Here is a 13,354-nt window from a genome sequence, read left to right on the forward strand (position 1 = left end):
TTGGAACGTAAATACCGCTGCATCAATTCATGCAGCGGTATCGAGAGACGGGCTTACCGTGACTTCCGCGCTTTTTGTATTTCGTCATCCAGCATCTTGACCAGAGCGGGGTCGACATCCTTCGCCAGTTTTTCGATGACCGGCTTCGTTTTCTCCCGGAATCGATCCATCTCTTCCGGCGTAATTTCATTGACGGCCATGTGGCCTTTCAAGGTTTGATAGGCACTGTCCTGAGCCTGCCCGGAGACCATGCGCTGATAGGCCTGAGCCTCAGCGGCGGCCTCGGTAATGACCTTGCGCTCGTCCTCGTTCAGCTTGTTCCATGACTTTTCGCCTATGATGAACGATTGCGGGTTGTACACGTGGCGTGTCACCGACAGGTATTTCTGCACCTCGTAGAACTTGCTGCCCAGAATCACGGTATTAGGGTTTTCCTGCCCATCAACGGTTCTTTGCTCAAGGCCGGTATACACCTCGGGGAAGGGCATCGGTACGGGGTTGGCCCCCAATGTGGAAAACGTTTCCAGATAGCTGGGCGACTGAATGACGCGAATCTTCAAGCCTTGCAGATCCTCCCAGCGGGCGATGGACTTCCTGCTGTTGGTTATGTTGCGAAAGCCCAGGTCCCAATACCCCAGGGTATGTAGGCCCTTGCCTTCCAAGCGTGAGGCCAATGCCTGGCCCACCGGACCATCCATGACCTGCTGAGCCTCCTGAGCATCATTGAAGAGGAAGGGGAAATCCAGAATCGCGAAGTCCTTTACCTGGGCCGCCAGAATACCGGCATTGAGGACGGTCAGGTCCAGTGTGCCGCCCTGAATGGCCGATACGGTTTGCAGATCACCGCCGAGCGTGCCGCCTGGAAAGAGCCGCACCTTGATCTTGCCCTCGCTCTTTTCCTTCACCAGATCTGCAAATTTCTGTGCGCCCTGACCCTGAGGATGTTCCTTCACATTCTGGAAGGCAAACCGTAAGGTCTGGTTACGTACCTCGGCAGCTACCGTGCTGGCATACAACACACCGATTGCGCAGGCGGTAGCCAAAGCTGTTTTGATCATCGTCATCTTGAAAGCTCCATCTTGTTTTTGTTGTTTGCGAAACGGGGTGCAGTGACTTAGCCCGCCAGGAATTTCATTGGACCTGTCACTAGCACCGGGAAAATGACCAGCAGGAGCAGTACCAGCAACTGCGCCAGGAGAAACGGCCAGACACCGCGGATGATTTCATTCATCTGGATCCCGGAGACGCCACATACGACGTTCAGGACGGTTCCGACCGGAGGTGTGATGAGTCCGATGGCGGTATTGATCAAAAAGAGCACGCCAAAATACACAGGGTCGATACCCGCTTGAACAACGGTTGGCATCAGCACAGGCGTCAGGATCAGGATGGTGGGCGTCATGTCCATGACGGTGCCGACAATAATAATCAGCAGCATGATCATCAGCAGCAGTACGGTGGGGTTGTCCATGAACGGATCGAGCAGGTCAACCAGCTGGCCGGGGAGGTCGGCTATGGTCACCAACCAGGACGAAACCATGGCAGCAGCGACCAATAGCATGACGACCGAGGTGGTTTTTGCCGCGCTCAGGATGAGTTCATACAGGTCGCTGAGCTTCAGTTCCTTGTAGATCACCGTTGCCACGAATAGCGCATAGACCGCAGCAACCACGGCGGCCTCGGTCGGTGTAAAGACGCCGAACTTCAAGCCAAACACGATGATCAGGGGCAGACCCAATGCCCAGCTGCCTTCGATGAGCGCCTGCGCAATTTCCCGGCCGGAACGCTTGGGTGAGGTTTCCACGCCGTCCTTGCGAGCGATCCACCACCAGGCAACTGCCAGAGCCGCACCGAGCATGAGCCCCGGCACAATACCGGCCAGAAACAGCTTGGAAATGGAGACACCGGAGGCGACACCGAAAATGATGAAACCAATGCTAGGAGGAATGATGGGTGCAATGATGCCCCCTGCAGCGATTAGACCTGCCGACTGTTCGCGGCTGTGTCCAGCCGAGACCATCATCGGTACCAGAAGGGCGGCAAGGGCGGCGGCATCGGCGACGGCAGAACCGGACAGCGAAGCCAGAAGGCACGAGGCGATAATCGCCACGTAGCCAAGTCCACCTCGCTTGTGCCCTACCATGGACATCGCAATGTTCACGATCCGGCGAGACAGGCCACCTGCATTCATGATCTCGCCTGCGAGCATGAAAAACGGTACCGCCATCAATGGAAAACTGTCGGCACCGTTAAGCAGGTTTTGCGCAATGATCTGAGCGTCAAACAGATCCAGGTAATACATCATGGCGGCGCTTGCGACGAGCAGCGCAAAGGCGATCGGCATGCCGATGACCATACTGCCGACCAGAGAGCCCAGGAAAACGGAAAGAATCATCAGCTGCGCTCCCCTGAGGCTGTCTTGGGCGGGGTTACGAACGGTGTCTGCTTGTCCTTGGAGGAGGGCGAGGATACAGACGGCAGGGGAAGGAACAGTGCGGCATAGAGTTCGTACACCATGATGCCGACCGAGGTGATCCCAAAGACGAGCCCAGCCGAATAGAACACTGCCATGGACAGGCCCGATGCTGGCGCCAGTACGTCTTTATTGATGACCGCCTGTTGCCAGCTGCCCTGGATTATCAGCCACAGCATGTACAGCACGATCAGGTGAGAAAGGGTGAGACACAGGCGCTTGCAGCGGGCTGGCAGGGCTGCGAGCAGGCTACCCATGCCGATATGCGAGCGCTCCTTGAGGCCGAGGATAGCCCCAAGGAACACCATGAATACAAACAGCCAGCGCGACAGTTCTTCCGATACGCTGATGCCGGAATTGAAGGCGTATCTCAAGACAACGTTGCCGAACACCAGAGCCACCATGCCAAGCATGCACAGCACCAGTAGAAGTTTGATGAAGCGAAAGTACAGGTCGATTATTGTTTTCATGACCATGCCTTTAGGTTTCTCTGCGTGTGTTGTGTTTGTTATGAATCACGAGAAACAACGACAGCCAGGCCCCACGCGTCCCTGCGCCGGGCCTTTTAAAGTTCTATACGCTTCACCTCTCCTAAAATGAAGATGTACGAAAACGCACCGATTAGGGCAAGAACACCGATAAACAGCAGTGCTCCCACAAACGAACCCGTGGTGGCTACGATAAAGCCGACCACCAGCGGCGTAATGATGCCGGCCAGATTGGCCGCCAGATTGAAGATGCCGCCGGTAAGGCCCATGAACTTCTTGGGCGCGATGTCAGAAATGACTGCCCACCCCAGGCCCACCATGCCTTGTCCAAAGAAGGCGATGGAAAGAATCGCGATGACTAGGGTGTCATTGTCGACATAGTTCGCCGCGATGATGGTAGAAGCCAGCAATAGCCCACTGATGATGGGTAGCTTGCGGCCTACGCTGGCGTTACCGGTGCGCTTGATGATCCAGTCGGACAACCAGCCACCAAACATCACACCTACGGCTGCGGCAATGAACGGCAGTACCGCAAAGAACCCCATCTTTACCCAACCCATATGGCGCTCGGTGGCCAGATAGGTGGGGAACCAGGTCAGAAAGAAAACCAGGGTGGCGTTACCGGCAAACTGACCGATGCACGCTCCCCAGATCTGCCGATACTTGAGCAACTGGCTGACATTGCTCCATGTAAAGGGAACGCGCTCCTGCGAGGGGGCTGACAAGCCACCGCCAGCCTGGATGTGCTCCCGCTCCGCCTGATTCATGGTAGGGTCTTCATGGGGCTCACGGTAGCGCTTCCACCAGAGCAGGCCGAAGGCGATGCCAATGCCTCCGATGATCATGAACAGCGCGCGCCAGCCAAAGTTCGCGAGAATCATGAACAGTACCGGACTGAGAAAGGCCAAGCCGATGTATTCACCCACGGTATAAATACTCGTGGCACGGGCACGCTCTTGCTGAGGGAACCAGGTACTGACCACTCGGCTGTTGGTGGGAAAGCACGGTGCTTCGGCAAACCCCAGCATCAGGCGCAATCCCAGCAGGGTATAGAAGCCTGAAGCAAATCCGTGCAGCAGCGTAGCGAACGACCAGGAGGTGATCGAGGCAAAATAGGTGAATTTCGATCCGAACCGATCGAGAAACACGCCACCGGGTACCTGAGCCAGCACATACGTCCAGGAAAAAGCAGAGAAGATCAGACCCATGACCGCCGCATCAATCCCAAGCTCTTGGGTCATGACCGGCGCCGAGATACCCAGAATGGTCCGGTCCAGGTAATTGATCATGGTTCCGACCGCTAGCAGGGCAAGAATCACGAAGCGTGCCCGGGTTGGCTTTTGGGATGTGGTTCCAGCGTGAGAAGGGGCCTGCACTATCTGGCCTAGTTTACTATCGGCATGCATTGTTATTGTCCTGTGTCGCTTGGCACGAAATAGAAGGCTTGTCAGTCACCCAGGCTGGCGAAATGCGCCTGCATTCTCTGGGAATCAGCGTGCTGCCCGGTAAAGAGCTCAAACGCCTTCGCAGCCTGGAAGACCGCCATGCGGCTACCGTCCAGCGTCTGGCAACCGATCTCGCGGGCGTGCTTGAGCAGTTCAGTTTCCAGTGGAAAATAAATGATCTCAGCTACCCACACCTCGGGCCTGAGCAGTTCGGCCGGTAGCGGCATGCCTGGCAGCTTGGCCATACCCACCGGTGTCGTGTTGACCAGCCCTTGAGTCGCCTGCATGGCGGCGGTCAGGTCTGTTCCCACGCATGCACGATCAAGACCGAAAATAGCCTTGAGGTTGTCGACGAGCGCGTGGGCTTTGTCCTTATCGACATCAAAGACCGTCAATTCAGCTACCCCCTCGCGGAGTAAGGCATGAGCAACGGCTGCCCCGGCACCGCCAGCGCCCATCTGCACAACGCGCTCGCGTGAGACGTTTGGCAGCCCACGGCGAAATCCTTCCGCAAACCCGAGACAATCGGTGTTATGACCTATCCGCTTGCCCGCTTTGAACACTACGGTATTGACGGCGCCAATACCCAAGGCCTCCTCTGAAAGCTCATCCAGCAGTGGGATAATGGCCTGCTTGCAGGGAAAGGTGACATTCAGACCTGTGAATCCCATGCGCTCGGCTGCTGTGAGTAGTTCAGGCAGAGCGGACGCCTCAAGGCCAAGCGCATCAAGGTCGATCAGCCGATAGAGGTAACGAATGCCTTGCGCATCACCCTCATGCTCATGCATGGAAGGCGTACGGGAGGATTGAATACCTGAGCCAATCAGACCGGCCAGGACAGAAGGAGAAAATAGAGTGGACATAATGGTCACTTCTTGTTCGTGAAGACGTGAGCGAAGTACTCGATGGCCATGCGATAGCCCGCCACACCAAAGCCGCATAGGACCCCTACGGCAATGGGTGAGACAAAGGAGTGATGCCTGAAGGCTTCGCGCTGATGAACGTTGGAGAGATGGACTTCCACCACGGGCAGCGCTACCGCTGTCAGGGCATCTCGGATCGCAACGGAGGTATGAGTCCAGGCCGCGGGATTGATGATGATTCCAGCATGGGCGGTTCGCGCCTGGTGAATCCAGTCGATCAGCTCACCTTCGTGGTTGGTTTGGCGGAAATCGATCTGTAGGCCGAGCGTGTCGGCTGCTTCATGACAAAGCTGAGCGACATCGTTGAGGGTCTCGTAACCATAGATCTGTGGTTCACGGGTTCCCAGCAGGTTAAGGTTTGGGCCGTTGAGGATGAGAAGAGAGCAGGTCATCCAGAGCACTCCGTGTTGTTCTTATGATGTTTGGACACGCTGAATAACAAAGTGTACTAACTGGTTAATACAGTCAATCCGCCTAGAAGGTGCTTTTTATCTATTGCCTGGGGGAGTCGACTTACCAATGACAGCATCATCAAAAGAGGTCGGAAAAAAACCTGGAAGATCAAAAGGTTATTGATGGAACGCGAATTTCTCTGTCGAGAAGGAGATAGTGTGCTGAGATACAAAAACGTGCGGTTATCGTCCATGATGAGGAAAGAGAGAAGCCTGCCCTAGGCGCTTACCCAACGAACAAGCATCCCTATAACTCTAGGGAAGGAGGAGCGGATGGCAGAAGGCATCACTCAAGACACCTCCTGCCAGTTTGTCAGGTACGCTCCTCCACGGGATCAGCCTGAGGCGAACATTCCTGTATCCGATTACTCTGGTAGATCAGCGCCAGAGCGCCAAACAGCAGTGCGATAGCAACCAGTCGAGACACATCCAAGGGTCGCTCGGCATTCCCCAGCCAAGCAAAGTGATCGATGAGAAGACTCATCAGCAGCTGACCAGTAATGACGGCTACCGTAGCGGCAGCGGTGCCAACGCGAGGGATGGAAAACACCATCGCGAGCATGTACACAACGCCAAACAGCGCACCGATCAGCTGCCATTTTGGAGCAGTGAAAAGTGTCATGGGATGAGGGGGTTCGAAGAAAAACACCAGCAAAAATGTAAGCAGGGCACCGCTGGTAAAAGTCAGCCAGGCGCTTTCCAGCACGCCTACCTGCGCGCCAAGCCGGCCGTTGATAGAGGACTGGGCACTGAGTACGGCGCCACTACCCAATACGGCAAAAAGAACCAGAAACTGGAGCATAGGATATACCTCAGTGAATCAGCCAGAGAGCGACCAAGATCAATAGGAACGCCATTACGCGATACCGGTCGACGGGACGGCGTGTGCTGCCTAGCAGACCAAAATGATCGATAACCAGACTGGCTCCTACCTGGCCGCACAGGATGCCCACCATGGTCATCCCGACACCAATCAGCGGCGTGGCAATGGTCAGTACGACGACATAGATAGGACCCAGAATGCCGCCCACCAGCAGCCAGCGTGGCTGACTGAATAATTGGGCCATTTTCGGGCGCGCAAAAATCAGCGCAAATGTGAGCAGTGCGGCGCCAACGAGAAAAATCGACAAGGTAGCGGAGAAGTGACCTATTTCCCCTCCCAGCGGCCCTAACAGGCCCGCCTCCATCGACAGACCCATGCCGGCAATCAGCACAACTAACAGAATCAGAGCGTGTTGCATGTTCATCCTCAAGAAAAAACAATGCGCTACGCTAGTAAGTTGTCATAATTGGAACAATCGGCTTTCAGACAAATAACTATTGTTTTATGAGCAACTCGCCTTCCATGCTGGCCTTGCGGCTGTTCGTCAGGGTCGCGTCGGTCAAGAGCTTTACGCAGGCAGGTGCAGAGTTCAATTTGCCTGCCTCATCCGTTTCGCGCCATATCTCTGCGTTGGAGGCGACGTTGGGGCAGCGGCTCTTGTATCGCCACACTCGGGCAGTCCGATTGACCGAGGCAGGGGAGCGCTATTACCAGCATGTTCGGGACGCCCTGCTTCAGCTGGATATGGCGGCGGAGCAGATTGGTGGAGACACTTCAGAGCCACAGGGAACACTTCGGCTCAATGCTGCCGTCGCGCTGGGGCGTCTGCATCTGGTTCCATTGCTGGTAGAGTTTCAAAAGCGATATCCAAAAATAGACGTCGAGCTGACATTAACGGATGCGTTTATTGATCCTGTGCAGGAAGGGGCTGACATTACTTTCCGAGTAGGACGCCTGGAAAATTCCAGCCTGGTGGCGCGCAGTTTAGGAGAGCAACGGTTCGTGGTGTGTGCTGCGCCGGTGTATCTGGAGCGGCAGGGTATACCGCAAAGTCCCGGGGCGCTTGAGCATCACAACTGCCTGGTCTACAAGGGAATGCGCGGTGTGCGTCAGTGGTATTTCCGCTCTACAAGCCAGACACCCTTTCAGGCCTATCAGGCCAAAGGTAGCTTTAGAAGCAATAATGCCGAATGCCTGCTTGAGGCGGCGGTGCTTGGGGAGGGGATCGTACTGTTCCCGACATGGCTCGTGCATCAGGCGCTAAGCAGCGGTGCACTGGTGGCAGTGTTGACGGACTGGGAAGCGTCAGAGGATCTCGAAACCTATGCGGTGCATGTGATCTATCCGGAGAACCGCATGCGCTCAGCCAAGGTGAAGGTTTTTCTGGATTTCCTGTTTCATCACGTCGGTCAGCCACCCTACTGGGACAATGGCTTGCCCGTTCAGCGTTGAGAGCGCTTAATCCTCGATGCCTGTACCCGCACGACTGACTTTGGGATGCGCGTGAAAAGCTGGGCAGACGTCGGCTATGTGGGAGAACGCGATACTGTTAATCTGCTTCACGACTATTTACCGCTTCAGTCGCGTTACAAGTATCTGATCCTGTACCAGTAGTCTGATATAGACGCTCTACAACGCCCTTTCAGCCTAAAAGCCCGTTCGCAGGCGAACTCATTCATCTTTCGTCTTACCAAGCTTGTATCTGCATCTCGTTAAAGGCTTCAAGTAAGGTTTTCAAGATGAGCGAAGACGATATCGAGTTCATTGCTTCCTGGCTGGGACTCATTCTTTTTGCGCGGATTGTACTATTCAGTCTGGGCTATGGTTGATGGCCCTAACGCTAGGCGGAATGCGCCATGAAGACGCTTGCAGACGGACATAAAAAACGGCACCCGAAGGTGCCGTCTTAACCAAGGTAAACGAGCTGTTTAAAGCGCAGCCGTTTTTGCCTCAGTCGGCTGATTTTCTTCAGCCTTGTTTTCAGACGCTGCCTGCTGGGTAGCGGTAGCATCTTTAAGCTGGAGTACACCAGCTGTGTAGCTGCGGACTTCCTTGATCAGCGGAGCATTGTTATCCAGCGACTGACCGTAGGATGGAATGATTTCCTTAAGCTTGCTCTGCCATTCTGGCGTCGCAACCTTATCCTTGAATACTTTTTCCATCAGATGAAGCATGATGGGCGCAGCAGTCGAAGCACCTGGCGAGGCACCCAGCAGCGCAGCAACGGAACCGTCCTGTGCGGAAACCACTTCGGTACCAAACTGCAATATGCCATTGCCGTTCGCATCTTTCTTGATGATCTGTACGCGCTGGCCGGCGGTCCAGAGCTTCCAGTCTTCCTTGCGAGCGTTCGGGTAGTAGTCCTTCAGCGCAGCGAAGCGGTCTTCATCAGACTGCATCAACTGACCAACCAGGTATTTGACCAGATCGAAGTTGTCCATTCCCACCTGCATCATGGGCCAGGTGTTGTTGCTGGTCATGGAATGCATGAGGTCCATCAGCGAGCCGTTCTTCAGAAACTTGGTCGAGAAGGTTGCGAACGGTCCGAACAGAATAACGCGCTTGCCATCCAGCGTACGGCTATCAATGTGCGGCACGGACATGGGCGGCGCGCCCACAGATGCCAGGCCGTAGGCTTTTACCCCGTGACGTTTGGCGATTTCCTGATTTTCAGTTACCAGGAACTGGCCTCCAACCGGGAAACCAGCATAGCCATTGGCTTCAGGAATACCTGTTTTCTGCAGCAGCATCAGAGAAGCGCCGCCTGCACCAATGAAGACGAAGCGGGTGTTCACTGAGGTTTCCTTGCCGCCATTGGCCAGGTCTGCAACGGTTACTTTCCAGGTGTTATCGGGGTTGCGCTTGATATCGCGCACTTCGCTGTTCACTGAAAGCTTGAACTGCGAATGATTTTCCAGCGAACCTACCAGCTGGCGAGTGATTTCACCAAAGTTTACGTCAGTCCCTGCCGGCATCCAGGTCGCTGCCACTTTCTGTGCAGGGTCACGACCTTCCATGATCAGCGGTGCCCACTGCTTGATCTGGCTGTGGTCTTCCGAGTACTGCATGCCCGCATACAGCGCGTTTTTCTGCATGGTTTCATAACGCTTGTGCAGGTAGTTGACGTTGTCGTCACCCCAGACAAAGCTCATGTGCGGCGTGGTATTGATGAACGATCTGGGGTTCTTCAATACACCGTTCTTGACCTGGAAAGACCAGAACTGACGGGAAATCTCAAAGCCTTCAGTAATCTTCGGAGGCTTGGTGACATCGATGGTGCCGTCCTTGAGTTCGGGCGTATAGTTCATTTCCGCGAAGGCAGAATGGCCCGTTCCGGCATTGTTCCAGCCGTTGGAACTTTCTTCGGCTACCTTGTCCAGACGCTCGTACATGTTGATCGTCCAGGTGGGCTCAAGCTCTTCCAGGTAGGTAGCCAGGGTAGCGCTCATGATACCGCCGCCGATCAGTACAACATCGACAGGGGCATTATCGTCGGCCCAGCTGTGTCCGGACATCGCGAACATGCTGGAGCACAGAGCAGCGAGAACACGCTTTTTCATGCAGATTTTCTCTAGTTAGGCATACAAGCAAATGAAATCAGATAGCGCTGTCTTATCGGCCATCTACACATTTGCTTGAGTAGGCAAGGCACACTTCTTTTTGAATCTGTAACGCATCAAGTCGAATGAAAGGTCGGGTCGATTCGACATGAAACACGCGTACAGCCAAAAAAATTCAAGGTCCGGATCAAGAGGTGGCAGGACATCCACTCGAAAATGTCACTACATTGCGTTGGGTGTAGCGGATACATCATGAGAGGTTTATCTGGGCGCTCAGTGAAACGTGTCCAGTAGAATATCGCGAAAAAGCCGCGACGGAAAGTCACACCTTAAAGTTCCGGTCAATAAGACTAAAGTTTAATGTCTGGCAGGAAGTCGGCAGGACATTATCATCGACACGTGCAGGTCGTCCGGTATTGCTCTGCTCGTTCTGTCCTCCCTCCTGTACCAGCCTGCAATCAACACCTAGGCTTTTTATCCTTGCGTGGTAAGACGACTATGTTGTCTTTTGCAGGAGACGCTGACCGGTCAGTCATCACCTTTTCAGATTTGAAAAAATAAATTACTTGATCTGCTTATAAGCTTGCTGAGGTTGCATCTCCGCCAGGATTCGCTTTTTAGAGCCTATTTGGCGTAATTTTTCAATTCTATTAAAGTCTCAAGCTGGAAGCTGTAGCCTCCTTGACAAAATAGCGCTCAAGAAAAATACTGTGTCACGTGGTATGACGACATACCGGAAATTGCTCCAAAAAAAACAATAGTCATGGACAGCCTTCCTCTTATGAATATCTCCCGTGTCAGTGTCGATGTGTTTTCCTATCCCACTCGCCGTGCTGTCGATAGCGCAGGGCATTCCCATCCGGGAGATGAAGTCCAGGCCCGTATGGCATTGTTGAAGATCACCACGGAGGACGGTTGCGAAGGTTATGCCTTTGGCGCTCCGGAACTGCTTCGCCCATACATCATTGACAATTTTGTACGCAAGGTACTGGTTGGACAGAACGCGCTTGATCGTGAACGACTCTGGCAGGATCTGGCGCATTGGCAGCGGGGAAGTGCAGGTCAACTTACCGACCGCAGCCTGGCCTTGGTGGAGCAAGCGCTCTGGGATTGGGCTGGCCGCAAGTTCCAGGTCCCAGTCTACAAGCTGTTGGGTGGCTACCGAGACAAGGTCTTGGCCTATGGTTCTACCATGTGTGGCGATGATTTGCCGGATGGCCTGTCAACACCTGACGAATATGCGCGTTTTGCCGAAAAGCTCGTAGCCCGTGGTTACAAGGGTATCAAGCTGCATACTTGGATGCCGCCCATCTCCTTCGCACCCGATGCCAAGATGGACGTAAGAGCCTGTGCCGCCGTACGTGAGGCAGTAGGCCCGGATATTGCCCTGATGCTTGATGGCTACCACTGGTACAACCGTACTGATGCCCTCTACATCGGACGCGAAATCGAAAAGCTGGGTTTTGCCTGGTTTGAAGAGCCTATGATGGAGGAGTCCGCAGAGTCCTATGCCTGGCTGGCTGAAAACCTCACCATTCCTGTATTGGGGCCTGAAAGCCTGGGCGGCAAGTATCACAGCCGCGCGGGATGGGTGAGTGGAAAGTCCTGTGACATTCTACGCGCCGGGGTAGCTGGCGTAGGCGGTATTGGCCCATGCGTCAAAGTCGCTCACCTGGCTGAGGCGTTCGGATTGGATTGTGAAGTTCATGGTAATGGTGCACCCAATCTGGCTGTCGTGGGTGGAATCAAGAACTGCTCCTGGTACGAGCGCGGGCTATTGCATCCGTTCTTGGAGTATGACGACGTACCTGCCTATCTCAACAGTATCGTCGACCCCATGGACAAGGACGGTTACGTCCACCTGCCTGACCGTCCTGGCCTGGGTGAGGACATCAACTTTGCCTATATCGAAGCCCATATCGTGAGCCAGCACTGATCCACGGTTGTGCCAGGGCTAATCATGCCCAGGCAGGTCTTGAACAATTATAAAAAAGGACTGAGCTATGAACCTGAACACCTTTCGCCTCTCGCATGTCTTCTTCGAGTGCCTGGCCCGTATCTCCAGGCGAGTACCGGAACTGTATAACCTGGGGCTGGCTGGTACAGCGCACATTCATGCTCAGTCCTCCTCGTGCATCGCCTCGATACCCTGCCGTATCAACCGGCTACAGGCTTTCCGCTCCTGTTCTCTTGTTGCTCTGCCATTACCTCTGGCGATGACCGGCCGATGTAATGGTCGGCGCGGCCGGGCCAAAAGTCCTGCCTAAGCGCCGCTGGCAGGCCTGGCTTGCCGTTCGCGTGTTAACCATCTGAACCAATCGTGCCGCCGAATAGATCGGGAGCCGTACACCCCTGAATGCCGGGCTGTTACCGCTTAAGCCTATTCAATCTCTCTGTACGTTATTAACAAGAATAAGATCATGAAGATAACAATAAAGACGCTAGCTGTTGCGACCTCTCTGGGAATCACCGTTTTGGCAGGCAATGCTCAGGCTGCCGATTCGGGTTATATCAACTATCGGCACCAGTATCTGGAAGACTCGAAGCTTCACTCTGATCGCGTTCTGATCGGTATACGTCTGGACAATGGACTCGGTTTCGAAGGGGAACTGAAGTACAAGACCGGAGGCAGCCGTAAGGACGTCGCGTTTGATAACACCGTAGGGGATGGTCACGAATTTACGGCTGATTATCGATACTCCCTTACTCCCCAATGGACGATTGCACCCTTTATCAGCCTGGTTGCAGTAGAAAACGCAACGACGTATCGAACCGGCGCGCGTCTGGGGTACAAGGTAAACAACCAGTGGACGATCAGCGGGCGCTATCGCTACGAGGCTCGCAAGCTGGATCGCAACCAGATCGACGAGTCCGTGCCTGATAGAGCCAAGCGTGACCAGCACGTTCACCGCTTCGATGGGTGGCTGGGCTACGCTCCGGGCGGGAAATTATCGTACGAATATAACCTGGTCTATTTCAAGGCGGACTATACCCGTTACGACGGCAAGAAAACCGACTACGAACAAAACCTTGCCTTTAAATACAAGTGGGACAAGCGCTGGCAGCCCTTTGTTGAGTTGGGTGATGTGAAAGTTAATTCCACCGACAGTGATCGCCAGCTACGTATGCGCGTGGGTGTGCATTACAGTTTTTAACATGCAGTAAATATCCTGCAATGAAGTACAGATGA

13 protein-coding genes are annotated in these 13,354 nt (G+C 54.4%); 4 read left to right on the top strand and 9 right to left on the bottom strand.

All coding sequences use genetic code 11. From position 1 onward, the window contains the following. Positions 1-53 precede the first annotated feature (53 nt). The 8 genes from GM154_RS19945 to GM154_RS19980 all read right to left on the bottom strand — a co-directional run bounded on the left by GM154_RS19945 (position 54) and on the right by GM154_RS19980 (position 7,022). Positions 54-1,064, bottom strand: a complete 1,011-nt coding sequence (locus GM154_RS19945) for a TRAP transporter substrate-binding protein (protein ID WP_219653150.1) — start codon at positions 1,062-1,064, stop codon at positions 54-56. 50 nt (positions 1,065-1,114) lie between these two features. Beyond that, a complete protein-coding gene (locus tag GM154_RS19950; RefSeq protein WP_219653151.1) occupies positions 1,115-2,395 on the bottom strand; it encodes a TRAP transporter large permease subunit in 1,281 nt (426 codons plus the stop codon). Next, positions 2,395-2,943, bottom strand: coding sequence for a TRAP transporter small permease (locus tag GM154_RS19955; protein WP_219653152.1), 549 nt, complete (start codon positions 2,941-2,943; stop codon positions 2,395-2,397). Before GM154_RS19955 ends, GM154_RS19950 begins: the two co-directional genes overlap by 1 nt. A 95-nt stretch (positions 2,944-3,038) precedes the next feature. Beyond that, positions 3,039-4,367: an MFS transporter gene (locus GM154_RS19960; RefSeq protein ID WP_258019945.1), complete on the bottom strand. Its 1,329-nt coding sequence runs from the start codon at positions 4,365-4,367 to the stop codon at positions 3,039-3,041. A 41-nt stretch (positions 4,368-4,408) separates the two neighbouring features. Beyond that, positions 4,409-5,269, bottom strand: coding sequence for a shikimate dehydrogenase (locus GM154_RS19965; RefSeq protein WP_074828386.1), 861 nt, complete (start codon positions 5,267-5,269; stop codon positions 4,409-4,411). Between the two features lie 5 nt (positions 5,270-5,274). Further along, positions 5,275-5,721, bottom strand: coding sequence for a type II 3-dehydroquinate dehydratase (gene aroQ / locus GM154_RS19970; protein ID WP_010798918.1), 447 nt, complete (start codon positions 5,719-5,721; stop codon positions 5,275-5,277). Positions 5,722-6,094: 373 nt separating this feature from the next. Beyond that, positions 6,095-6,583: a DMT family transporter gene (locus tag GM154_RS19975; protein WP_074828382.1), complete on the bottom strand. Its 489-nt coding sequence runs from the start codon at positions 6,581-6,583 to the stop codon at positions 6,095-6,097. A 10-nt stretch (positions 6,584-6,593) separates the two neighbouring features. Then, a complete protein-coding gene (locus GM154_RS19980; RefSeq protein WP_074828379.1) occupies positions 6,594-7,022 on the bottom strand; it encodes a DMT family transporter in 429 nt (142 codons plus the stop codon). Between the two features lie 86 nt (positions 7,023-7,108). Here GM154_RS19980 and GM154_RS19985 point away from each other — a divergent pair, with 86 nt between their 5' ends. Further along, positions 7,109-8,056 (top strand): LysR family transcriptional regulator, encoded by a 948-nt coding sequence (locus GM154_RS19985; RefSeq protein ID WP_219653153.1) that lies wholly within the window; start codon positions 7,109-7,111, stop codon positions 8,054-8,056. A gap of 476 nt (positions 8,057-8,532) precedes the next feature. On the opposite strand, the gene mqo is transcribed toward GM154_RS19985, so the two are convergent. Beyond that, on the bottom strand, positions 8,533-10,164 hold the full coding sequence (gene mqo, locus GM154_RS19990) for a malate dehydrogenase (quinone) (RefSeq protein ID WP_074828373.1): 1,632 nt from the start codon (positions 10,162-10,164) through the stop codon (positions 8,533-8,535). 781 nt (positions 10,165-10,945) lie between these two features. On the opposite strand from mqo, the gene GM154_RS19995 reads away from it, so the two are divergent. The 3 genes from GM154_RS19995 (at position 10,946) to GM154_RS20005 (ending at position 13,319) form a co-directional block, all read left to right on the top strand. After that, entirely contained in the window at positions 10,946-12,100 is a 1,155-nt protein-coding gene (locus GM154_RS19995; protein WP_219653154.1) for a mandelate racemase family protein, read from the top strand. Between the two features lie 67 nt (positions 12,101-12,167). Next, positions 12,168-12,431, top strand: coding sequence for a hypothetical protein (locus tag GM154_RS20000; protein WP_074828370.1), 264 nt, complete (start codon positions 12,168-12,170; stop codon positions 12,429-12,431). Between the two features lie 153 nt (positions 12,432-12,584). Beyond that, positions 12,585-13,319, top strand: a complete 735-nt coding sequence (locus GM154_RS20005; protein ID WP_150346201.1) for an oligogalacturonate-specific porin KdgM family protein — start codon at positions 12,585-12,587, stop codon at positions 13,317-13,319. Positions 13,320-13,354: the final 35 nt, after the last annotated feature.

Source organism: Pseudomonas sp. MAG002Y, from assembly GCF_019400845.1.
In the GTDB taxonomy this organism is placed as follows: domain Bacteria; phylum Pseudomonadota; class Gammaproteobacteria; order Pseudomonadales; family Pseudomonadaceae; genus Chryseomonas; species Chryseomonas luteola.